General features: G+C 63.1%; 21 protein-coding genes and 1 riboswitch. Of the genes, 12 read left to right on the forward strand and 9 right to left on the reverse strand.

From position 1 onward, the window contains the following. Nucleotides 1–52: 52 nt before the first annotated feature. From BLT98_RS06580 to tsaB, 4 genes are read right to left on the reverse strand one after another with little or no spacing between them, the layout of a single operon-like run. Nucleotides 53–997: a DUF1853 family protein gene (locus tag BLT98_RS06580; RefSeq protein ID WP_244517441.1), complete on the reverse strand. Its 945-nt coding sequence runs from the start codon at nucleotides 995–997 to the stop codon at nucleotides 53–55. After that, nucleotides 993–1,892 carry a uracil-DNA glycosylase gene (locus BLT98_RS06585; RefSeq protein WP_092606036.1) on the reverse strand — a complete coding sequence of 300 codons (900 nt, stop codon included), beginning with the start codon at nucleotides 1,890–1,892 and terminating at the stop codon, nucleotides 993–995. The genes BLT98_RS06580 and BLT98_RS06585 overlap by 5 nt, the downstream gene beginning before the upstream one ends. Further along, a complete protein-coding gene (gene rimI / locus BLT98_RS06590; RefSeq protein WP_092606038.1) occupies nucleotides 1,889–2,398 on the reverse strand; it encodes a ribosomal protein S18-alanine N-acetyltransferase in 510 nt (169 codons plus the stop codon). The genes BLT98_RS06585 and rimI overlap by 4 nt, the downstream gene beginning before the upstream one ends. Next, nucleotides 2,395–3,129 (reverse strand): tRNA (adenosine(37)-N6)-threonylcarbamoyltransferase complex dimerization subunit type 1 TsaB, encoded by a 735-nt coding sequence (tsaB, locus tag BLT98_RS06595; protein ID WP_170846307.1) that lies wholly within the window; start codon nucleotides 3,127–3,129, stop codon nucleotides 2,395–2,397. The genes rimI and tsaB overlap by 4 nt, the downstream gene beginning before the upstream one ends. A gap of 224 nt (nucleotides 3,130–3,353) precedes the next feature. Between tsaB and dapC the strand changes: the two genes are divergently transcribed. The 7 genes from dapC (at nucleotide 3,354) to BLT98_RS06630 (ending at nucleotide 11,971) form a co-directional block, all read left to right on the forward strand. Continuing rightward, a complete protein-coding gene (gene dapC, locus BLT98_RS06600; RefSeq protein ID WP_092606040.1) occupies nucleotides 3,354–4,586 on the forward strand; it encodes a succinyldiaminopimelate transaminase in 1,233 nt (410 codons plus the stop codon). A 13-nt stretch (nucleotides 4,587–4,599) separates the two neighbouring features. After that, nucleotides 4,600–5,427, forward strand: a complete 828-nt coding sequence (gene dapD, locus BLT98_RS06605) for a 2,3,4,5-tetrahydropyridine-2,6-dicarboxylate N-succinyltransferase (RefSeq protein ID WP_070282206.1) — start codon at nucleotides 4,600–4,602, stop codon at nucleotides 5,425–5,427. 232 nt (nucleotides 5,428–5,659) lie between these two features. Next, nucleotides 5,660–7,207 carry an FAD-dependent oxidoreductase gene (locus tag BLT98_RS06610; protein WP_092606042.1) on the forward strand — a complete coding sequence of 516 codons (1,548 nt, stop codon included), beginning with the start codon at nucleotides 5,660–5,662 and terminating at the stop codon, nucleotides 7,205–7,207. A 133-nt stretch (nucleotides 7,208–7,340) separates the two neighbouring features. After that, the gene (locus tag BLT98_RS06615) at nucleotides 7,341–7,697 is read left to right on the forward strand and encodes an ArsC family reductase (RefSeq protein WP_092606044.1); all 357 of its coding nucleotides are present in this window, start codon (nucleotides 7,341–7,343) and stop codon (nucleotides 7,695–7,697) included. Between the two features lie 48 nt (nucleotides 7,698–7,745). After that, entirely contained in the window at nucleotides 7,746–8,882 is a 1,137-nt protein-coding gene (dapE, locus tag BLT98_RS06620) for a succinyl-diaminopimelate desuccinylase (RefSeq protein WP_092606046.1), read from the forward strand. 56 nt (nucleotides 8,883–8,938) lie between these two features. Beyond that, nucleotides 8,939–9,829 (forward strand): 50S ribosomal protein L3 N(5)-glutamine methyltransferase, encoded by an 891-nt coding sequence (prmB, locus tag BLT98_RS06625; RefSeq protein ID WP_092606048.1) that lies wholly within the window; start codon nucleotides 8,939–8,941, stop codon nucleotides 9,827–9,829. 138 nt (nucleotides 9,830–9,967) lie between these two features. Next, nucleotides 9,968–11,971 (forward strand): ATP-binding cassette domain-containing protein, encoded by a 2,004-nt coding sequence (locus tag BLT98_RS06630; protein WP_092606050.1) that lies wholly within the window; start codon nucleotides 9,968–9,970, stop codon nucleotides 11,969–11,971. Nucleotides 11,972–12,008: 37 nt separating this feature from the next. Here BLT98_RS06630 and BLT98_RS06635 read toward each other — a convergent pair whose 3' ends face one another. After that, nucleotides 12,009–12,491 carry a chemotaxis protein CheW gene (locus BLT98_RS06635; protein ID WP_034779394.1) on the reverse strand — a complete coding sequence of 161 codons (483 nt, stop codon included), beginning with the start codon at nucleotides 12,489–12,491 and terminating at the stop codon, nucleotides 12,009–12,011. A gap of 195 nt (nucleotides 12,492–12,686) precedes the next feature. Here BLT98_RS06635 and arfB point away from each other — a divergent pair, with 195 nt between their 5' ends. Further along, nucleotides 12,687–13,085 (forward strand): alternative ribosome rescue aminoacyl-tRNA hydrolase ArfB, encoded by a 399-nt coding sequence (gene arfB / locus BLT98_RS06640; protein WP_034779396.1) that lies wholly within the window; start codon nucleotides 12,687–12,689, stop codon nucleotides 13,083–13,085. Here the strand turns inward: arfB and BLT98_RS06645 are convergent, their stop codons facing one another. Then, nucleotides 13,086–14,945 (reverse strand): FapA family protein, encoded by a 1,860-nt coding sequence (locus BLT98_RS06645; protein ID WP_092606052.1) that lies wholly within the window; start codon nucleotides 14,943–14,945, stop codon nucleotides 13,086–13,088. A 159-nt stretch (nucleotides 14,946–15,104) separates the two neighbouring features. Next, nucleotides 15,105–15,494: a hypothetical protein gene (locus BLT98_RS06650; RefSeq protein WP_070255514.1), complete on the reverse strand. Its 390-nt coding sequence runs from the start codon at nucleotides 15,492–15,494 to the stop codon at nucleotides 15,105–15,107. Between the two features lie 263 nt (nucleotides 15,495–15,757). Between BLT98_RS06650 and ompR the strand changes: the two genes are divergently transcribed. Beyond that, nucleotides 15,758–16,459: an osmolarity response regulator transcription factor OmpR gene (gene ompR, locus BLT98_RS06655; protein WP_223278807.1), complete on the forward strand. Its 702-nt coding sequence runs from the start codon at nucleotides 15,758–15,760 to the stop codon at nucleotides 16,457–16,459. A 13-nt stretch (nucleotides 16,460–16,472) separates the two neighbouring features. Further along, entirely contained in the window at nucleotides 16,473–17,831 is a 1,359-nt protein-coding gene (locus BLT98_RS06660) for a sensor histidine kinase (protein ID WP_034779404.1), read from the forward strand. 125 nt (nucleotides 17,832–17,956) lie between these two features. On the opposite strand, the gene BLT98_RS06665 is transcribed toward BLT98_RS06660, so the two are convergent. Then, a complete protein-coding gene (locus BLT98_RS06665; RefSeq protein WP_034779408.1) occupies nucleotides 17,957–18,436 on the reverse strand; it encodes an Imm26 family immunity protein in 480 nt (159 codons plus the stop codon). A gap of 93 nt (nucleotides 18,437–18,529) precedes the next feature. Further along, on the reverse strand, nucleotides 18,530–18,835 hold the full coding sequence (locus BLT98_RS06670; protein ID WP_244517409.1) for a ferritin family protein: 306 nt from the start codon (nucleotides 18,833–18,835) through the stop codon (nucleotides 18,530–18,532). Between the two features lie 142 nt (nucleotides 18,836–18,977). On the opposite strand from BLT98_RS06670, the gene BLT98_RS06675 reads away from it, so the two are divergent. Both BLT98_RS06675 and BLT98_RS06680 read left to right on the forward strand, forming a co-directional pair. Further along, the gene (locus BLT98_RS06675; protein ID WP_034779411.1) at nucleotides 18,978–20,135 is read left to right on the forward strand and encodes an iron-containing alcohol dehydrogenase; all 1,158 of its coding nucleotides are present in this window, start codon (nucleotides 18,978–18,980) and stop codon (nucleotides 20,133–20,135) included. 77 nt (nucleotides 20,136–20,212) lie between these two features. Continuing rightward, a riboswitch (TPP riboswitch) is annotated at nucleotides 20,213–20,310 on the forward strand. An 85-nt stretch (nucleotides 20,311–20,395) separates the two neighbouring features. Next, nucleotides 20,396–22,573, forward strand: coding sequence for a TonB-dependent siderophore receptor (locus tag BLT98_RS06680; RefSeq protein WP_092606056.1), 2,178 nt, complete (start codon nucleotides 20,396–20,398; stop codon nucleotides 22,571–22,573). Nucleotides 22,574–22,597 lie beyond the last annotated feature (24 nt).

Here is a 22,597-nt window from a genome sequence, read left to right on the forward strand (position 1 = left end):
CTACGCGCTAATCCGACCTACATGACTTCGGCATTAGGCTCACGGTACATGGTTACGCAGGTAACGTGCCTGTCAGCCGCCGCACGGCAGCCTGCTCCGTCCAGTCATGCGGCACGACAAAACCGCGCGTGCACTCCACTTCCCAGCCTTCGATAGTATCCACCGTAGCCACCATCACGGGTTGCGCCAGATCAAACAACTGTGCGCGCAAGGCATCCACGTCCAGCACTTCCACGTCGCGCCCCTTGAATGGCGCCAGCCATTGCAATCGCGGCAGCACGACATAGCGCCGCGCCGGCAATTGCGCCGGCGTGCACCAGAAGCCGTGTCCATGCTCCCGGGAAATGCCGTCCATGGCGGGCGTGGCGTCCGATGGATAGAACAGCCAGCCCTTGACCAGTGCCTGCGCCGCGCGCACAGGTTGCGCCAGCAGGCTTTGCGCGGCCGGATGACGGGACAAGGCCAATTGCTTGTCGAGAATCTTGCGCATCTTCAAGCCCAAAGTGTCGGCCAGGTTGGGGCCGATCAAGTGGTTGAAAATACCGGGATCGGGCGCGCCTTCCAGCAGGTAGAACTTGGTGGCGAATTCCCAATGCAGCAAGTCGTTACCCTGCGCCCCATCGCGCAGCAAAAAATCGAACTCGCCCACCGTGTCGTTACGGTTGACCTGCACTTGCAAGCCATGCGCTTGCAATAGTCCATGCTGCTCAAAATAAAAGGCCAGCAGCTTTTCAGCATACAGGCCCAGGCGGGAATAGAATTTCGGCCCCAGCGCCGCATCGAGCGGCGACGGATCATCCTGCAACGCCCCCAGCCAGGCCGCCACAGTTGGCGTGACGAGCGCAAGGCTGGCGATGCGCCCGCGCCAGTGGGGGCTGGCCGGGTCCAGCAAGTCGGGCGAGTCCAGCAGCCAGGCCAGCGCACGCACGCGGGGGTGCGTCAGATGCCCCCAGCGCTGCTCGAAGCGGGCCTGGAAGGTGACGACGGCCGCATCAATCACCGTGCGTGCTTTTCGCCAGGCACAGGTCGGCCCAGGCGCGCGCCTTGGCCTTGCCCGTCTCATCCTGCAACAACATTTCCGGATGGAAGGTAGCCACGACCGAGGCATTGCCCAGTTGGCGCACCTTGCCACGCACGGGTTTTTCGCCCGGATTGATGCCGGCGGCGGCCATCGACCCCAGTGTCACGATGGTGCGCGGCTGCAGCAGGGCCAGTTCGCGGTCAAAGTACGGACGGCAGGCGGCGGACTCGGATTCAGTCGGCAAGCGCTCCTGGCCCGCCTCGTCGAGCGGACGGCATTTCAGCAAATGCGTGATGTACACGTCGCGCCCCGCATCGACTTCGATGGCTTTCAGCATATTGTCGAGCAACTTGCCCTGCTCGCCCGGCAAGGCGCGCCCTTCGCGTTCTTCCGTGCGCGAGGGGCTGCTGGCCAGCATCAGCCAAGCGCCCTGGCGGTCGCCACGGCCCATGACGACGCCCTTGCGCGTCTTGCACAAGTCGCAGCGCGCGCACTTGGCGACGGCCGCCGTCAAGCCCTCCCAGTCGAGGGCGGCGATATCGGTATCGCTCAGCTGTTTGGCAGGCGGTGGTGGCGGCGCATCGTCGAACCAGGCCGTGTCGTCCGGCTCGGCGGCGGGAACCGGTGTAGCGGCAACGGCAGCGGGTACGTCAGCCTTCACCTCGGCGACCACTTCGGCGACGACCGCAGCGGCCACCTTGGCAACCACCTCAGTCACGGCTTGAGCGGCTTCGGCCATGGGGGCCGCCACGGCGACTTCCATCTCCACGGGAGCTTCGACGACATCAACGGCTTCGGCTGCGGCGCCCTGGCGCAGGCGCCACAGGGGACCGACGCCCATTTCATCGAGGAAAACAGCGCTGCGGCTCATAAGGTATAACGCATCACGATGGCGTCCTCACGTTGCGAGTTGCTGGCCGGATAGTATCCCTTGCGCCGGCCGATCTGTTCAAATCCATAGCGCTGGTAAATATCGAGCGCGCGCACGTTCGACGGGCGCACTTCCAGCAGCATCGATTCCATGCCCAGCTGGCGGGCGCAGGCGCAGGACTGATTCAACAGGAAGCGGCCCAGCCCCTGGCCCTGGATGGCGCCCTCGACGGCCACGTTGAGCAAGTGCGCTTCATCGACAACCAGCATCAGCAAAAAGTAGCCGAGCAAGGTGCCATACACGTCACGCAGCACCCAGGCAGGGTAGCCGCTCTTGAGGGAATCGACGAAATTGCCATGCGTCCAGGGATGCGGATACACGCGCTGCTCCAGCGCCAGCACCTCAAGCAGGTCCGCTTCGACCATAGGCTGATAGTCGAGGCGCAGCAAGTCCCAGCCTGCCGCGCTGCCATCCTGCGTCACTGCGTCCTTGCCCGCCTCCATCATTGTGCCGCCTCCGCGGCGGCCTTGGCCTGTTGCATCTCGTGCCGTTCCGCGCTCGTGTAGGCGATCTTGTTGCGCAAGTACAAAGGCTGTGCCTCGGCCGCCGTCACGAAATGTCCGGCGGCAAAGGCGATGCGCGCCAGTTGCGCCACTTGCACGGCATGCGGCATGATGGCCGCATCAGCAGTCGCAGCGCATGGCAGCGCGGCCAGTGCTTCGGCATAGGCACTAAAGCCGTTGCCACAGCCGGCAACATCGCCTTGCGGCGCCACACCAGCCGGCGCGCTCAGTGCCGGTGGCGAAACGAGCTGCAAGCCATCCTGGTAATCAAATTGCGCCCAGTACACTTCGCCCATGCGGGCGTCAAGCACGGTCACGATGCGTTGCGCCCCATGCTGCTGGTGGCATGCCAGCGCCATGGCGTCGAGCGTGACAACGGGCACGACGGGCACGACGGGCAGGCTGGCGCCATAGGCCAGGCCTTGCGCGATGCCGCAGGCCGTGCGCACGCCCGTAAACGAGCCGGGACCGGAGCCATAGGCGATGGCATCGACGTCGGCCAGGGTCACGCCCGCTTCGGCCAGCAATTCCTGCACCATCGGCAAGATGGACTGGGAATGGGTGCGCACGCCCGACGACGCGCGGGACAGGACGACATCGCCGCGCAGCAAGGCGCAGGAGGCGAGTTCGGACGAAGTTTCAATAGCAAGCAGGGTGGGAAGTAAGGTAGACATAGCGTATTTTACCTTGCCGCGCCATGGCGCGGCACTCCCCGCTACGGCATGCCGTGGCAAGCCGGGCAACGATCAGGCCGGCGCGGCCCGATGCGGCTTGCACAGCGGGCCCGCGAGGACGGCTATAATGAAAGACGCAGCTTATTATTTGACCGGCATCAAGTCTGCCGCGCCAGTTAGTCGCTTAGCAACATCGTCTTTCCACTCTTGCCCTGGTCCGTTCCGTGAATCCACTTCTTGCTAAACTGCAACCATATCCATTTGAAAAGCTGCGCCAGCTGTTTGCCGGCGTGACAGTCAACCCCGAGTATGCGCCCATCAGCCTGGGCATGGGCGAACCCAAGCACCCGACGCCGGCGTTCATCGAACAGGCATTGATCGACAATATCCATGGCCTGGCCAGCTATCCGACCACCATCGGCTCGGAAGCCTTGCGCACGGCCATCGCCGGTTGGCTGGAACGCCGCTACGGCATCCCCAAGCTCAATCCTGCCACGCAAATCCTGCCCGTGAACGGTTCGCGCGAAGCGCTGTTTGCGCTGGCGCAAACGGTGATCGACCCGTCGGCCGGCTCGCTGGTGATCAGCCCGAACCCGTTTTACCAGATCTATGAAGGCGCGGCCTACCTGGCTGGCGCCGAGCCGTATTTCGTCAATTCCGACCCTGCGCGCAATTTCGGCTGCGACTATGACAGCGTACCGGCCAGCGTGTGGGAAAAGGTCAAACTGCTGTTCCTGTGTTCGCCCGGCAACCCGACCGGTGCCGTCTTGACCCTGACGGACTGGGAACATTTGTTCGCCCTGTCCGAGCGCTACGACTTCGTCATCGCCGCCGACGAGTGCTATTCCGAGATCTATCACGGCGACACGCCCCCGCTGGGCGCGCTGCAGGCGGCGCACATGCTGGGCCTGTCCACCATCGAGCGCCCGTATGCGCGCCTGGTGGTGTTTTCCAGCCTGTCGAAGCGTTCGAACGTGCCGGGCATGCGCTCGGGCTTTGTCGCCGGCGACGCGGAAGTCCTGAAAAAATTCCTGCTCTACCGAACCTACCACGGCGGCGCCATGAGCCCTGCCGTGCAGGCGGCCTCCGTCGCGGCCTGGAACGACGAAACCCATGTCGAGGAAAATCGCGCCAAGTACCGCGCCAAGTTCGACGCCATCACGCCGCTGCTGCAATCGGTGATGGACGTGCAATTGCCGGACGCCGGCTTCTACCTGTGGGCCGACGTCAGCCGCACGGGACTGTCCGACACGCAATTCGCGCAACGCCTGTACGCCGAATATAATGTCACGGTATTGCCTGGCAGCTACCTGGCGCGTGACGCGCACGGCATCAATCCGGGCCGCAACCGCATCCGCATGGCCCTCGTGGCCGAAACGGCCGAAGGGCTGGAAGCAGCGTTGCGCATAGTAAAATTCTGCCAGCAGCTTTCCGCATCCGCATCAACCCCTACATAAACAAGACATCATCATGAGCCAACAACTGCAAAACATCATCGACCAGGCCTGGGAAAACCGCGCCGAGATCAATCCGGGCAACGGCACGGCCGAATTGCGCGACGCCGTCTCCCACGTCATCAATGGCCTGGACAACGGCAGCATCCGCGTGGCGGAAAAAACCTCGGGCGACTGGGTTGTCAACCAGTGGGTCAAGAAAGCCGTGCTGCTGTCGTTCCGCCTGGAAGACAACGTCGTCCTGCCATCGGACGGCACGATGCAGTTCTACGACAAGGTCCCGACCAAGTTCGCCAACTACACGAAGGAAGACTTCGCCAAGGGCGGTTTCCGCGTCGTGCCGCCAGCCGTCGCCCGCCGCGGCAGCTTCATCGCAAAGAACGTCGTGCTGATGCCTTCCTACGTCAACATCGGCGCCTACGTCGATGAAGGCGCCATGGTCGACACCTGGGCCACCGTCGGTTCCTGCGCGCAGATCGGCAAGAACGTCCACCTGTCCGGCGGCGTCGGCATCGGCGGCGTGCTGGAACCGATGCAAGCAAACCCGACCATCATCGAAGACAACTGCTTCATCGGTGCCCGCTCGGAAATCGTCGAAGGCGTGATCGTCGAAGAAAACTCCGTCATCTCGATGGGCGTCTACATCGGCCAGTCGACCAAGATCTACGACCGCGCCACGGGCGAAGTGACGTACGGCCGAGTGCCAGCCGGCTCCGTCGTGGTCTCGGGCAACCTGCCATCGGAAGACGGCAAGTACTCGCTGTACTGCGCCGTGATCGTCAAGCGCGTGGATGCAAAGACGCGCGCGAAAACCGGCATCAACGAACTCTTGCGCGGTATCTGATGACACCTCTGTAAACCTACTGCGCTGCCCACTATCGGGTTTCCGTTGCTCACTGTACTAACTGTACAGTTCCGCTACTCGACCCGATATTGAGCGTGCTCGCTACGGTTTGCAGAGGCGTCGTGACGCACGTAAAAAATCCTGTCCTGCCATTTGGCGGGACATTTTAATTTCCGGCCAGCAACTTCAATCGTCGCGCAGCCATGCCGCATCCTGTCCTATACTGGATGGCATGAATACTCCTCCCGTATTGATCGTCGGCGCCGGTCCTACCGGCCTCATGCTTGCCTTGCGCCTGGCGCGCCATGGCGTCGATTGCCGCATCATCGACAGGAATAGCGGACCGGGCCAGGCGTCGCGGGCCATGGCCGTGCATGCGCGCACGCTGGAGTTTTACCAGCAGCTGGGCTTTGCCGACGAGCTGGTCAGCCTCGGTATCAAGATCAATGCCATGCACATCCACGAAGGCGGCGAAGAGCTGGTGAAACTGGCGCTGGGCGAGATCGGCGAAGGGCTGAGCCCCTATCCTTTCGTGCTGAGCCTGCCCCAGGACGAGCATGAACGCTTCCTGATCAGCAAACTGGCGGCGGCCGGCGTGCACGTGGAGTGGAACGTGGCGCTGGACCTGTGGACGCAGGACGATAGCGAAGTGCAAGCCATCCTGCTGAACAATGGCGAACGCCAATATTGCACGTTTAACTATATTTGCGGCTGCGACGGCGCCCGCAGCAAGGTGCGCGAGATCGCCGGCTTTGCGTTCTCCGGCGGCACCTACGACCACCTGTATTACGTGGCCGACGCGCAAGTGGCCGGCAAGAATACGGACTTGCACGCCCATTTGGGCGCGAACTCGTTTGCGCTGATGCTGCCCGTGCGCACCAGCGGCATGCAGCGCCTGATCGGCATCCTGCCCGACCGCCCCGATGGCGCGCCGGCGCCCGTCTTCGACGACGTGCGGGAGCAGGTGCAAGCCTTGCTGGGTATCGAGGTCGAACACGTGAACTGGTTTTCCACCTATAAAGTCCACCATCGGGTGGCGGCGCAATTTCGCGAGCGGCGCTGCTTCATCCTCGGCGACGCGGCCCACCTGCACAGCCCCGTGGGCGGCCAGGGCATGAACACGGGACTGGGCGACGCCGTCAACCTGGCCTGGAAACTGGCGCAAAAGCTGCGGGGACAAAGCAACGACGCCCTGCTCGACACCTATGAAAGCGAACGCATCGTGTTTGCCCGCAAGCTCGTCGCCACCACCGACCGCGCCTTTCAGGCCATCGTCGCGCAAGGCATCGCCGGGCAATTCCTGCGCCGCTGGCTGGTGCCGCACGCGCTGCCCTTCCTCTCCGGCTTCGCGCGCGCGCGCCGACTGCTGTTCCGGACCGTGTCGCAAATCCAGATCAGCTATGAAGACAGCGCCCTTTCCGCCGGCCATGCGGAATACCTGCGCGGCGGCGACCGCCTGCCGTGGTTCTCGGACGGCACGCAAGACAATTTCACGGCCTTGCGCAGCATGGATTGGCAATTGCACATCTATGGCGAAGCAGCGCCCGAACTGCTCGACGAAGCGCGCGTGCTGAAACTGCCCGTGCATTGCTATACCTATAACGTGGCCGCCAAACTGGCCGGCCTGGGCCGCGACGCGGCCTATCTCGTGCGCCCCGACGGCCACATCGCGCTGGCCCTGCACCTGCAGGAAAGCGGCGCCCTGCGCGCCCTGGCCTTGCGACTTGGCCTGCATTTCGGTCCGGCCGAATCGGGCAAGGCGGCGCCACGGCCCGTGTAGGGCAAATCACTGGGGCGTGTTGCACTGCCGCATCGACTGCGCATCGACTGTATAATGGCGGCTACCATCGCATTTTTCCCTGGCGCAAGCGCCACGGTCAAGCGAACCGCATTCATTCCCCTTAGCCCTACCCATGACGACCATTACACTCTACGGTATCCCCAACTGCGATACCGTCAAAAAGGCCCGCACCTGGCTGGCCGCGCAACAACTCGATTTCACCTTCCACGACTTCAAGAAGCAGGGCCTGGAACGCGCCACCGTCGAGGCGTGGCTGCAGCAATTGCCGTGGGATGTGCTGGTCAACAAGAAAGGCACGACCTGGCGCGCCCTGTCCGACGAGCGCAAGGCGTCCACCGTCGATACGGCCAGTGCCCTGGACCTGATGCTGGAAAACCCGTCCATCATCAAGCGCCCCGTGCTGGACAAGGATGGCCAGTTCAGCGTGGCGTTTTCCGATGCGCAGTACAAGACCCTTTTCTCGCTGTAACCATACTTAGTTGACCACCGGAACGATGTTGCCGGCACGACCTTACCCATGACCACCTCCAAAACCCTCGCCCTGACCGAAAAACTGATCGCCCTGTCTTCGGTCACGCCCGACGACAAGGGCTGCCAGCAGCACCTGATCGACCTCCTCACGCCGCTGGGCTTTGTCTGCGAGACGATACAGTCGAACGACGTCACCAATCTGTGGGCGCGCCGTGGCACGACATCGCCCGTCTTCGTCTTTGCCGGGCATACGGACGTGGTGCCGACCGGTCCCGTCGAGCAATGGCGCTCGCTGCCCTTCATTCCCACGCACCGCGACGGCAAGCTGTACGGCCGTGGCGCGGCCGACATGAAGACCTCGATCGCCGCCATGGTGGTTGCTTGCGAGGAATTCATCGCCGCCACGCCCGGGCACACGGGCTCGATCGCCTTTCTGATCACGAGCGACGAGGAAGGCCCGGCCACGGATGGCACCGTCATCGTCTGCGAGCAGCTGAAGGCGCGCGGCGAGCAGATCGACTATTGCCTGGTGGGCGAGCCGACCTCGAGCGCGCAGCTGGGCGACATGATCAAGAACGGCCGCCGCGGTTCGCTGTCGGGCCGGCTGACGATCAAGGGCGTGCAAGGCCATATCGCCTACCCGCACCTGGCAAAAAACCCGATTCACGAAGCGGCGCAGGCGCTGGCCGACCTGGTCGAGGAAAAATGGGATGCCGGCAACGAGTACTATTTGCCGACCTCGTGGCAAATGTCCAACATCAACGCGGGCACGGGCGCCAATAACGTGATTCCCGGCGACATGGTGATCGATTTCAATTTCCGCTTTTCCACGGCCAGCACGGCGGAAAACCTGCAGGAACGGGTCCACGCCATCCTCGACAAGCATGATTTGCAATACGATTTGCAGTGGACCCTGAGCGGCCTGCCCTTCCTCACGCCGCGCGGCACCCTCTCCGATGCGCTGTCGTCCGCGATCCACGCGGAAACGGGCATCACGACGGAGCTGTCGACCACGGGCGGCACCTCGGATGGCCGGTTTATCGCGCAAATCTGCCCCCAAGTGATAGAATTCGGGCCGCCCAATGCCAGTATTCACAAGATCGACGAGCACATCGAACTGCGCCACATCGATCCTCTGAAGAATATTTACCGGCGCACGCTGGAGCATTTGCTGCCCGTCTGAACCAGAATACCGAGGCCCGTCACGGCGGGCCAGAACACCGTCTTTTCGAGAATGCCATGACCCCGAACCCGTTTTCCACGCCACGCGACCTGCTGCGCTACGCCGTTACCCGTTTCAATACCGCCAAGCTGTTTTTCGGCCACGGCAGCGCCGAAGCGTTCGACGAAGCGGCCTATCTGATCCTGCACACCTTGAAGTTGCCGCTCGACAAGCTCGAACCCTTCCTCGACGCCAAGCTGCTGCCGTCGGAAGTGGCCAGCGTGATGAGCGTCATCGACCGCCGCAGCATCGACCGCGTGCCGGCCGCCTACATCACCAAGGAAGGCTGGCTGGGCACGTATAACTTCTACGTTGACGAGCGCGTGATCGTGCCCCGCTCCTTCATCGCCGAACTGATCCCTGAATACTTCTCGCCATGGGTGGCGGAACCGGAAGCCGTGGAAAACATCCTGGAACTGTGCACCGGCTCGGGCTGCCTGGCTATCATGATGGCCGATGCCTTCCCGAACGCCGCAGTCGACGCCGTGGACATTTCCGCCGACGCGCTGGCCGTGGCCAAGCGCAACGTCGACACGTACAAGCTGCAGGACCGCGTCACCCTGATCGAATCGGACCTGTACGCCAACGTGCCGACCAAGAAATATGATTTGATCATCAGCAATCCGCCATACGTGAATTCCGCCTCGATGGGCGCCCTGCCCCAGGAATACCTGGCTGAACCGCAAATCGCCCTCGACGGCGGCAGCGACGGCATGGACCTGGTGCGCAAGATCATCGCCGGCGCGGCCGAGCGCCTGACGGACGACGGCATCCTGATGATTGAAATCGGCAACGAACGCGCATACGCGGAAGCGGCCTTCGGCGAGCTGGGCCTGACCTGGCTGACGACGAGCGCTGGCGACGACATGGTCTTCCTGCTGACGGCCGAGCAGTTGAAGCTGGTTTAATGGAATTGGTAGGTCGGATTAGCGTAGCGTAATCCGACATGCCTGTGCGGCACCCGTCGGATTACGTCCTTCGGACTAATCCGACCTACACGATGTTTTTACGGCGGGGGTCAAAGCCCAGCCTTTACAAAGAAAAAAATGATACGTTTCCTACAAGTAAGCCTGATGCGCGGCATCAAACCGTTGCTCGAACAAGTCGATGTCACCCTCAATCCGGGCGACAAGATCGGCCTGATCGGCGCCAATGGCGCGGGCAAATCGAGCCTGTTCGCCATGATGCGTGGCGAATTGCACCCTGACCAGGGCGAGATCGATTTCCCGGCCAAATGGCGCGTGGCTTACGTGGCGCAGGAAACGCCGCCGCTGGACCGTGCCGCGCTCGACTATGCAATCGACGGCGACGTCACCCTGCGCAAACTGGAAGCGGAACTGGCGCGCCTGGAATCAGAGCCTGCCACGTCGGAAAACGGTATCGCCATCGGCGAAATCTACAGCGCCATGGCCGATGCCGACGCGTATACCGTGCAATCGCGCGGCGAGCAATTGCTGCTGGGCCTGGGCTTCACCCTGGACCAGATGCAGCAACCGGTGGCCAGTTTCTCCGGCGGCTGGCGCATGCGTTTGAACCTGGCGCAAGCGCTGATGTGCCCATCCGACCTGCTGCTGCTCGATGAACCGACCAACCATTTGGATCTGGACGCCATCATCTGGCTGGAAGACTGGCTCAAGCGCTACGCCGGCACCCTGCTGATCATTTCCCATGACCGCGACTTCCTCGATGAAGTCGTCAACGTGGTCGTGCATATCGACGAACGCAAGCTGAAACGCTACTCGGGCAACTACTCGAGCTTCGAGCGCCAACGCGCGGCGCAGATGATCCTGGCCGCCGGCGCGCTGGAAAAGCAGCAGCGCAAGCGTGCCCATCTGGAATCGTTCGTGAACCGCTTCAAGGCGCAAGCCTCGAAGGCCCGCCAGGCGCAAAGCCGCATGAAGGCGCTGGCGAAGATGGAAGAGCTGGCGCCATTGCGCGCCGCCGCCGAATTCTCGTTCGAATTCCGCGAACCGCTGTCGGCACCAAATCCGCTGCTGGTGATGGAAGACGTCGATGCGGGCTACAAGATCGAGAACGAAGCGACGGGCGAAATCACGCATAAAACCATCGTCAACGGCATCAAGTTTTCGCTGCAGATCGGCCAGCGCATCGGCCTGCTGGGCCAGAACGGCGCCGGCAAGTCGACCCTGATCAAGACCATCGCCGGCGAACTGATGCCGCTGACGGGCGACGCCACCATGGGCAAGGGCCTCAACATCGGCTACTTCGCCCAGCACCAGGTGGAAATGCTGCGCCACGACGAATCGCCGCTGTGGCATCTGGCGAAGATCGCCCCGACCGTGCGCGAGCAGGAACTGCGCAACTTCCTGGGCGGCTTCAACTTCCCCGGCAACATGGTCACCGCGTCCATCGCACCATTCTCGGGCGGTGAAAAAGCCCGTCTGGCGCTGGCCCTGATCGTCTGGCAGCGTCCTAACCTGCTGCTGCTCGATGAACCGACCAACCACTTGGACCTGGAAACGCGCGAAGCGCTGACGGAAGCGCTGGCCCAGTTCGAAGGCACCCTGGTCGTCGTGTCCCATGATCGCCACTTGCTGCGCGCCACCACGGACGAATTCATCATCGTTGCCGACGGCAAGCTGCAACCGTTCGACGGCGACCTGGACGACTACAAGGATTGGCTGTTCAAGACCAAGCTGGGCAAGGGCACGGACGTGCTGCCGGCCGCCGGCAAGGCCAACAAGACCGATTTCCCCGTGACGTCTTCCGTACCTTCGCCGGTAGCCGCCGCCCCGGCCCCTGCCGCGCCCGTGCGCGACAAGCGCAAGGAAGCGGAAGACCGCCAGAAGGCCGCCGCCCTGCGCAAACCGATCGAAAACAAGATCAAGCGCCAGGAAGAGCAGATCGCCAAGCGCAATGCGCAAAAGGCGGAAACCGACGCCAAGCTGGGCGAGCCGACCATCTACGACGCGGCCAACAAGGCCAAGCTCAAGCAATTGCTGGCCGACCAGACCTTCTTCACCAAGGACCTGGCGCAGCTGGAAGCGGAATGGCTGGACTTGCAGGATCAGTTAGAGAAACTGGGCTAACACAAAACACCAAGACGACTCCCGGGTCGTCTTTTTTTTAGGCTGCCTGCATGGGACTGGGGCTGCGGATCGCCATCAGGCGGTCGATGTCGACGAGGATCAATCGGCGCCCCGCCACCGTGCCCAGGCCCAGCAGGTAATCGGCTTCCGCCTCGCCCAGGCCGGGCACGGCGGCGATGTCGCTGGCGGCCAGGCTGACGATATCGGTGACGCCATCGACCACCATGCCCATCACGCCATTGCTCAGCTGCAAAATGATCACGTCGGTGGCCGGGTCGGGCGCGCCGTGGGCGCTGCCAAACGCGGCGCGCATGTCGACGATGGGGATGATTACGCCGCGCGAAACGGCCACGCTGTGCAGCACTTCCCCTTCCGAGGAAAAACGGTCGAGTTCCTTCAGGGGGCGCAATTCCCGCACGCAACGGTAATCGAGGCCGTATTCCAGGCCGCCCAGCCGGAAGCTCAAGTACTGCGTCAGGTATTGGGTCGTTGCGGCGCCAGGCGTGGTCGTGGGCTGCATGGTGTTCCTTTCATCCGGTAGGCGCTGCCAGGATGCGCAGTGGCGCAACGTTGGCCCCATGCTAACCAGCATCGCCGCAGGCGGCGTTGAGAAACATCAACTTTCCCGGAAGGCAGCCTGGCCTCGGCGCCCGGCCTTGCGCCGGCGCAGCCATCTTCCCTTACAATACCCCCATCATTCCCCAACAGGCAGGCCATGCAACACCTCGTCAACCCCGCTGAAGTTGAATTTTCCGCCATCCGCGCCCAGGGCCCGGGCGGGCAGAACGTCAACAAGGTGTCCAGCGCCATCCATCTGCGCTTCCCCATCGCCGCCTCGTCGCTGCCGGAAGCGTACAAGGAACGGCTGCTGGCCCTGCGCGACAGCCGCATCAGCAAGGATGGCGTGCTGGTGCTCAAGGCGCAGCAGTCGCGCAGCCAGGAGCAGAACAAGGAAGAAGCCTTGCGGCGCTTGCAGGAAATCATCGACAGCGTGACCTTCCTGCCCGCCGTGCGGCGCGCCACCAAGCCCACGCGCAGCTCGCAGCGGCGCCGTCTCGACAGCAAGAGCACGCACAGCGTCCTCAAACAATCTCGCGGCAAGGTTATCGACTGATCAGAGTGGCGGCTGGTAGGTCCAGTCCAGGCTGCCTGTGCTGTCCGCAAACACGGGCTGCGTGGCCGGCGTGGCGCTGCGCAGCAAGGCCTTGATTTCCTTCGGCGGCCGGTCGTAGACCTTGGCCGGTCCGGGCGGCACGACCAGGGCGCGCACCGTCGTCTCGCCATCAATCAGGCTCAGGGTGCAGCGCGACTGGCCCGCCGTTGCCTGCCGCTCCTGGCGTACTTGCTCCACCAGCGCCAGCATCTGCGCGTGCAGGATTTCCGACTGTTTTACCTCCACGCGCAGCCGCGCCACCTCTTTCAGGACGGGAGCGATGCGCGCGGCCAGCTTGTCGTACTGTACCTGCTGCGTTGCTTGCAGTTGCAATTCGCCACGCCGCAGCTGGCCCGCCAGGGTCAGGTAATTGCGTACCTCGGGCAATTGCGCGATGGCATCGATTTCCTGCTGGCGCTTGTGCTGCACCTGCAGGAATTGCGCCGCCTTCGCCAGGCTCTCGGCGATCTTTTGTTCCAGCGCACTCAAGTCGGGCACCAGCGGGAACAGCAGCATCTCCACCTGCTTGCGGGGACCGGCGCTGCCGATGCGGATGGTGCGCGCCGCCACGGCGCAGCCTTCGGCCAGTTCGATGACGACCTCGTCGGCGATGATCTCGCAATTGCTGGCGCTGTCGATCACCACGCGCGTGCCGGCGATGACGCAGCTTTCCGCCCGCTTCACATGCACTTCGCCGCTCAGCGCCTGCAGCACGGAGCCGGAAGCGACGCCCTCGACGCGCACGTCGCCATGCTCGTTGAAGGCCGTGCCGCCCACCAGGTTGCGATGTAGCCATATTAATCCGCCATGCGAGTGCAAGTGGCCGTAGACGTCGCCATGGATGGTGATGTCGCTGCCGTCGAGCTGGCGCTGCTCCTGCACTTCGCCGTACTCCTCGTAGGCGGCACTCAGCTTCAAATTGCCCGTCGTACGGCTGCTGACGCCTTCGCGGCTGACGATCTTGTTTTCGATGGACATCTTGCCGTGTTCATCGACATTCACATAGCCATCTTGCGTGGCCACGACGAAATCGCCATCGCTGAAATGCTCGACCGCCGTACCTGGCCCCGCCACGGTGGCCAGGTCCAGTTCCAGCGGCGCGGGCGGTGGCAGCGCCTTGCCGGCCAGGTCGTAGCCAGGCAAGCCGGGAGTCCCCGGCAGCAGACGCAGCAGGCGCGCATGTTTTTTCACTTGCGGAAAGCGGTTCTTGAAGCTGAGCAAATCCAGGCGGCCATCGGAGCGTTCGCGCGGCGCATCGTCGCGGTGGATGCCTTGCGACACTTCGACCAGCTGGGCATCGCGCCCCGGCTGTGGCGGCAGCACCCGCGCCACCGTGATGCGCTCGGCCTTGCCGCTGGCAAGAATGGCGCGCACGGCCGCGCTATCGATGCCGTAGTGCACGCCCTTGCACCACAGGTCGGCCACCAGCTCGTCGAATTCGCGGCGCGCCGGCACCTGGCCGTCCGCGTCCGCAGGCAAGGCTTCAAAGTAAAACTCGGCGCTGTCGCCGCGGATCTTGATTTGTTTGTACAGCGCGCGGCGCGCGGGCGGGAATGGGGCCACGCGCACGGCGAGGCGCAGCAGGGCATCGCCCTTGGGCGCGGCGCGGGGAGCGGGGGCATGGAACAGGGTCAGCAGGAACAAACCGTAATCGAGGCCGGCCAGCAGCTGGCCCGACTGGAACAGCTGCCCGACGGCGGTGCGCAGCTGCGCCGGCGCCAGCGACAGGTCAAGGAACACGCCCTCGTCGCGCTGGACCAGGCCGTGCGGCAAGCCGCCTGCGGGGACCGCATCCGGAACGGGTGTGTCGTCGTCGCTCACGCCTTGCCTCCCCCAGCAGCCATTTCAAAGAATTGCCTCCGTGCACTAGAACAATATCACGGGGCGGGGCCGTGTGCCTGACTGAGCAACAATGCTTGCGGCCAGATGCAAACAGGGCCATGTCTTGCGAGATGGCCCTGTCGGAGGGGGGATGGCTGCCTAGCGGCGCGGGGGATTCGAGTAAATGTCCTGCCCCACTTCGTTGATCTGGCGGCGCAGGTCGCGCCGTTCGTCGGGCGTCATGCGGCCCGTGCGGCGCGAGGCGTCGGCGCCTTCGTTGGCGCGGCGCTGCTCTTCTGCGCGCGTGTCGAAACTGCGTGCGTCACGCTGTTCGCGCAGTCGCGTATCATTGCTGTTGCTGCGCTGTACCTGTTCATACCGCTGGGCCTGCATTTGCTGCTGGTCGTCACGGCGTGGCGGCGGCTGGTTTTGCGCTGCCGCCAGGCTGGCGGCAAACACGGAACAAACGGCAAATGCGGACAGCACGGTCGTACGTGCAGCAATAGCTGCGCTGGGAGCGGCGTGAATTTTTTTAGTAAAGATATTCATTGAGTTCCTCTTCCGCGATGCCGTATAAACTAAAGCTGATTTCCACTGTGGCCCCAGTGTATGATGCTTTACACGGTGCAGTAAGAGTAATTGGGTAAAGTTTGTAACACTTTGTAATGGGTCGCCACAGCCCCTTGCCGACGCCGCGCGAGGCGTTACTATAGCAACTAATATAAGATAACACGACACCCTAAATGACCACAACCTCCACTTCCGGCAGCAATACAACAACGCAATCGATCCACGGCCACCAGGCAAAAATCATGGTAGTCGATGACGATGTGCGCCTGCGCGACCTGCTGCGGCGCTACCTGACCGAACAGGGCTTCAATGTCTTTACGGCAGAGAGCGCGACGGCCATGAACAAACTGTGGCTGCGCGAACGCTACGACCTGCTGGTGCTCGACCTGATGCTGCCGGGCGAAGACGGCCTGTCGATCTGCCGCCGCCTGCGCGGCGCGGGCGACCAGACGCCGATCATCATGCTGACGGCCAAGGGCGAGGACGTGGACCGCATCGTGGGCCTGGAAATGGGTGCCGACGATTACCTGCCGAAACCATTCAATCCGCGTGAACTGGTGGCCCGCATCGGCGCCGTGCTGCGCCGCAAGGGTCCCGATGAAATCCCGGGCGCGCCGTCGGAAACGCCGCAAACCTTCGAATTCGGCGACTTCGTGCTGGATCTGGGCACGCGTACCCTGAAAAAGAATGGCGAAACAGTGCCGCTGACGACCGGTGAATTTTCGGTGCTGAAAGTGTTTGCCCGCCATGCGCGCCAGCCGCTGTCGCGCGAGAAACTCATGGAACTGGCGCGCGGCCGCGAATACGAAGTGTTCGACCGCAGCCTGGACGTGCAAATCTCGCGCCTGCGCAAACTCATCGAACCTGATCCGTCGAGCCCGCTGTTCATCCAGACCGTGTGGGGCTTAGGTTACGTCTTCATCCCGGACGGACAGCCGCGCTGATCGCAGGCGAGGCATGATGAAGCTTTTTCCCGATATCAGCCTGGCGCGGCTGAAAAGCGGCTTGTTCTGGCGCACCTTTTTGCTGCTCGGCACCTTGACCACGGTCAGCATGATCGCCTGGTTCAGCATGATTTCCTTCATCCAGCGCGAGCCGCAGGCGCAGCAGATTTCCGCCCAGATCATTTCCGTCGTTACCATCACGCATGCGGCACTGACGCACTCGGCTCCCGAGCTGCGGCGCGAGCTGCTGTTCGATCTCGTCAGCAATGAAGGCATCCGCATCTTCTCGCTGGAAGAGGACGACCGCATCGAGCCGCCGCCCGACAATTACCTGATGCCCGACATCGAGGCGCTGGTGAAGGCCAAGCTGGGCAAGGACACGCGCTTTTCCGCGCGCGTCAACGGCGTGGCCGGCTTCTGGGTCAGCTTCAAGATCGACGACGACGAGTACTGGCTGATGCTGGACCGGGAGCGCCTGCGCGGCCTGACGGGCTTCCAGTGGCTCGGCTGGGCCAGCCTGGTGTCGCTGCTGTCCCTGCTGGGCGCAGCCATCATTTCCAGCCTGATCAATCTGCCGCTGTCGCGTTTGACGGCGGCCGCGCGCGACATCGCCAAGGGCAAGCAGCCGGCGCCGCTGCCGGAAAAGGGCCCGATCGAAATCATCGAGGCGAACCGCAGCTTCAACCAGATGGTCGATGATCTGAAACAGGTGGAATCGGACCGCGCCGTGATTTTGGCGGGCATTTCGCACGACTTGCGCACGCCGCTGGCGCGCATGCAGCTGGAAGTGGAAATGGCGAACCTGTCGGACGAGGCGCGCGAAGGCATCCAGTCCGATATCGGGCAGATGGACGCCATCATCGGCCAGTTCCTCGACTATGCCAAGCCGACGGAAGCGTCGAGCTTTACGGATGTCGACCTGAGCGGTTTGCTCAGCGACATGACGCGCGAAGCCATGCGCCTGCCGGATGTGAAGATCAACGCCAGCATCGCCGACGGCGCGCATGCGATGGGCAACCCCACCGACCTGCGCCGCGTGCTGAACAACCTGATCGAGAATGCGCGCCGCTATGGCAAGACGCCGGGCAGCGACGTGACGGAAATCGACATCGCCTGCCAGGTGCGCACCAGCCACGGCGCGAAAAAGGTCATCATCGAAGTGCAAGACCACGGCACGGGCGTGCCGGCAGAAAAGATCGAGCAACTGATGAAGCCGTTCACCCGCCTCGATACGGCGCGCGGGCAGGCAAACGGCGCCGGCCTGGGCCTGGCCATCGTCGACCGCGTGCTGCTGCGCCATGGCGCCGAATTGCAAGTGCGCAACCGCGAAGGCGGCGGCCTGGCGTTTCAGATCAGCTTGCCAGCGGCGTAGGTCGGATCAGCGAAGCCTTGCCTCGCATAATCCGACAACATTGTTGGCTATTCCTGTCGGATTACGCGCCAGGCGCTAATCCGACCTACGCTACCGGCTCCGGCGTTTCCGCCGCCCGACAACGGTCAAGCGGACGCCTGCTCCTGCGCCAGCAATTTATTCATCAGCAATTCCGTCGCCCCGTAGCCGTACAGGGAATCGCTCTCCATGCCCGGCGTATCGAAGGGGATCGATTCTTCGCGGTTCAGCTTGGCAGGGTCGGCGTCCGCATAGCTGGCGCGCCAGGCGCGCTGCAAGGATTCATTGCGGCGGATAAAGGCCGGCATGGGCCAGGCGTCGCGCTCCCAGTGGAGGCTGTCACCCAGCAGAGGCCAGCGCTCGTTGAGCAGGGCCATGTCGCCCGTGCGCAGGCGGCGTACGGCCTGTTCCGGCCGCAAGCCTTCCAGCTCATCGAGCGTCGGCAAGCTGTCGCGCTTCGGTCCGAACATATACGCCAGCATGATGCGCCCGGCAGGCGCCCTGCGCGCCACCACGCCGACGGCATAGCCGCCGCCCGGCAAGGGCACGGCAAACCAGCTGCCTTCTCGGTATGGTAATGATCTCATCGTTGCAAACTCCCCCAAAATCGTGTCCGGGGCACAGTCTACGCGAAACGATGCAAAAGTGGCGCATGGTACGCCACAGCAACAAACCAATAGTTACAATATTTTCTCGTCATAGTGATACTGAGCAACAATCGGCCCCGCCTTGAACAGCGCTTCCTTCATGGCCGCATCCAGGCGCGCATCGCGGCGGCGCATCCATTCGAGCAGCATGGATATTTCGCGCCGGCTGGTGTCGCCCGCATGCGCGAGCACGCGGCGCAGTTCCGGGTCCGTGCATGCCTCGAAACGCTGGCTGTTCAAGTCCAGCGCCTGCAGCGCGGCGATGGTGGCGCCGATGGCGCGGTGCATGTCGAGCGCGGTGGCCGGCAAGCCGGATTCTTCCAGTGGGACGTTGGTCATGCGCATTCCTTTTCGCGTGGTGGTGACATCGGCTGCATTCTCCACCGCGCGGGCGAAAAGCTCAAGCGTCCACGACACGTTTCCACCCGTTCGGCCATAATCATGGCTCAGCAACAGCCTAAACCCCAGCGGCAGGAGCCCCATGTTCAATTTCGACTTTTACAATCCGACGCAAATCCTCTTCGGCCAGGGCCAGATCGCCGCCATCACGGCGCTGATCCCGCCGCATGCCAGAGTGCTCATGACGTATGGCGGCGGCAGCATCAAGCAGAACGGCGTCTATGATGAAGTCAAGGCGGCGCTGGCCGGCCATACCTTGCTGGAATTTGCCGGCATCGAACCCAATCCCAGCTATGAAACCCTGATGCAGGCCGTGGCCATGGTGAAAAGCGAGCGCATCGATTTCCTGCTGGCCGTCGGCGGCGGTTCCGTGGTCGATGGCACCAAATTCATCGCCGCGGCCGCCCTGCATGAAGGCGAGGCGTGGGACATCCTGGCCAAAGGCGGCAAGATCGTCGAGGCCGCCCTGCCCTTCGGCACGGTATTGACGTTACCGGCAACGGGTTCCGAAATGAATGGCTCGGCCGTGATCACGCGCAAGGCCACGCAGGAAAAGCGCTCGTTCATGAGCCGCAAGGTGTATCCGAAATTCTCCGTGCTGGATCCGTCGAAAACGTTCACCTTGCCGCTGCGCCAGGTGGGCAATGGCGTCGTCGATGCGTTTGCGCATGTCATGGAGCAGTATTTGACCTACCCCGTGAACGCGTCCGTGCAGGACCGCTTCGCCGAAGGCATTTTATTGACCCTGATCGAGGAAGGCCCGAAAGCCCTGTCGCACCCGGACGACTACGACGTGCGCGCCAACGTGATGTGGAGCGCCACCCTGGCCTTGAACGGCCTGATCGGCGTGGGCGTGCCGCAGGACTGGTCCACGCACGCCATCGGCCACGAATTGACGGCCTTGTACGAGCTCGACCATGCCCAGACCCTGGCCATCATCCTGCCCAGCATGCTGCGCGTGCGCAAGCAGGCCAAGCGCGCCAAGCTGCTGCAATACGCGGCCCGCGTGTGGGGCCTGGACGGCGGCGACGAGGATGGCCGCATCGAGGCCGCCATCGCGCGCACGGAATTCTTCTTCCGCCATATGGGCGTCAAGACGCGCCTGGCCGACTACGGCCTGAACCACGCCAGCGTGGATGCCGTCGTATCCGCCCTGGAAGCGCACGGCATGACGGCGCTGGGCGAACAGCGCGAAGTGACGCCCGCCGTCAGCCGCAAGGTACTGGAACTGAGTCTGTAGCGCAGTTTGCAGATTCCAGCCACACTGTTGTAAAACGGTCAGCCAGGGGGACAGCTGGCCGTGGTTCATGCTAAGCTGTCAACCGCTAGGGGTCCTGGAGCAGTTATCCGGGTGAGAGATACCCTTCGTACCTGATCTGGATAATGCCAGCGAAGGAAAGCGCAAAGTACCTCCCTCCTTTGATAGCTCCTGCGTTGGCGCCAGCCGAACAAGCAGCCTGCCGTGCTCTTTACAGAGACGGCTTGAACCACGAGCAATCTATGTCCACACCGAATTTATCTGCGCATTTTTCCCGTCCTGTACTGACCCTGGCTATCCTGCACGCGTTTGCCGCGCCTGCCTTTGCTGCGAACGACACCACCGAAGCCGCTGACCCGCAGGCCCAAAACATGGCCGAAGTCGTCGTCACGGCCAGCAAGGCGCCGGCCGCCAAGCGCGCCTCCGTGGGCGGCTTTGCCGACGCGCCGCTGCTGCAGACACCGGCGTCCGTCACCGTCATTTCGCAAAAAGACATGCAGGACTTGCAGATCCGCAATCTCAGCGATGCCGTCAAGCTCGACGCCAGCATCAATGAGTCGTACAACGCCGTCGGCTACGCGGAACAGTTCACCATCCGCGGCTTCAAGCTCGACACGAACTCCAGCTACCGCAAGGATGGCGTGGCCATTCCTGGCGACACGCAAATTCCGCTGGAAAACAAGGAACGCATCGAAGTATTAAAAGGCCTGGCCGGCTTGCAGGCAGGCGTGGCCGCGCCTGGCGGCGTGATCGACTTTATCGTCAAGCGCCCCACCGCCGCACCGCTGCGCACCGTCACCGTGGAAGCGCGCGAACGGGGCACCGTGTATGGCGCCGTCGACCTGGGCGGACGCCTGGAAGACACGCGCTTCGGTTACCGCGTCAACGTGGCGGCCGAGCGCCTGCGTTCCTACATCAAGGGCGCGGACGGCAACCGTCGGTTCATTTCCGGCGCCTTCGACTGGCAGATTTCCCCGCAAGCCCTGCTGCAGCTCGACGCCGACTACCAGGACAAGGCGCAGGTCACGGCGCCCGGCTTCCAGCTGCTGAGCAACGGCAGCCTGCCGGCCAACGTCAGCGCCGACACCATGCTCAACAAGCAGCCGTGGACGCATCCGGTGGAAACCGTCACCAGCAACCTCGGCCTGCGCTTCCAGTACGCCTTCAATGATTACTGGCACGCCACCCTGTCCGCCAACCAGCACTCGTTCAAGCGCGACGACTACACGGCGTATCCGTATGGCTGCAGCCCGGAAGGCTGGGCGCCCGTCTTCTGCAGCAATGGCGATTTCTCCGTATGGGACTTCCGCAGCCTGGGCGAGACGAAGAAGCCGCTGAGCGCGCAAGCCATGATCCAGGGCAAGTTCGCCACCGGCAGCCTGCGCCACGAATTCACTGCCGGCGTGTCGTACTTCAACCGCAAGGACCGGGCCGGCAAGTACGTGTACGACGAAGTGGGCATCAGCAACATTTATCGCCCCGTCATCGTCGCGCCATCCGACGGCGTCACGGGCCCCGTGCGCCTGGTACGCAACGACAAGGAAAAATCCGTCTTCGTGCAGGACATCGTCAGCCTGGCGCCCAACTGGAAGCTGCATGGCGGCCTGCGCCACATCAATGTGGATGGCTACCAGTATGTGCTGAAGGCCGACACGGAAATCCGCGCCAAGCACGACTTCCTGTTGCCGAACGTGGCGCTGGTGTACAACCCGCAAGACAATATCGCCGTGTATGCATCGTATTCGCAGGGCATGGAGCACGGCGGCACGGCCGACCGCTACGCGGAAAACGCCAATGTGGAACTGACGCCGAGCCGCTCGAAGCAGGTCGAATTGGGCGTGAAGGCGGACCTGACGCAGGACTTCATGGTGGCCGCCACCCTGTTCCAGATCCGCAAGGGCCTGGAATTCAACCAGTACCTCGACAGCAGCATGAGCACCTACAACTTCGTGCGCGCGGGCCAGGCCCAGCACCGTGGCCTGGAATTGTCTGCCCAGGGCAAGGCATCGGCCAACCTGAACCTGGGCGCGTCCATCACGGCCCTGAACAGCCAGCAATCAGGCACGGGCAGTGCGGACTACGATGGCAAGCGCGTGCCCAACGTGCCGGCCTTCAAGGCGGCCGTGCACGCGGACTACGCCGTGCAGCAGGTGGCGGGCTTGAGCGTGAATGGCAGCTGGGAATATGCGGGCAAAAAGGCGTTTGAAAACAACAACACCACCTTCGTGCCTTCGTACAGCGTGTTCAACCTGGGCGCCGCCTGGGCCACGCGCCTGGCCGGCACGCCAGCCGTGCTGCGCGCCACCGTCAACAACGTGACGGACAAGTTCTACTGGCGCGATGTGACTCCGGAAGCAGGCGGCTACCTGTTTCCGGGTGCAAGCCGCACCTTGAAGGTGTCGGCGCAATTCGACTTCTGACAACCACATGGGGCATGCGCCGGA

The organism is Janthinobacterium sp. YR213 (assembly GCF_900099875.1).
Classification (GTDB): domain Bacteria; phylum Pseudomonadota; class Gammaproteobacteria; order Burkholderiales; family Burkholderiaceae_D; genus Janthinobacterium; species Janthinobacterium lividum.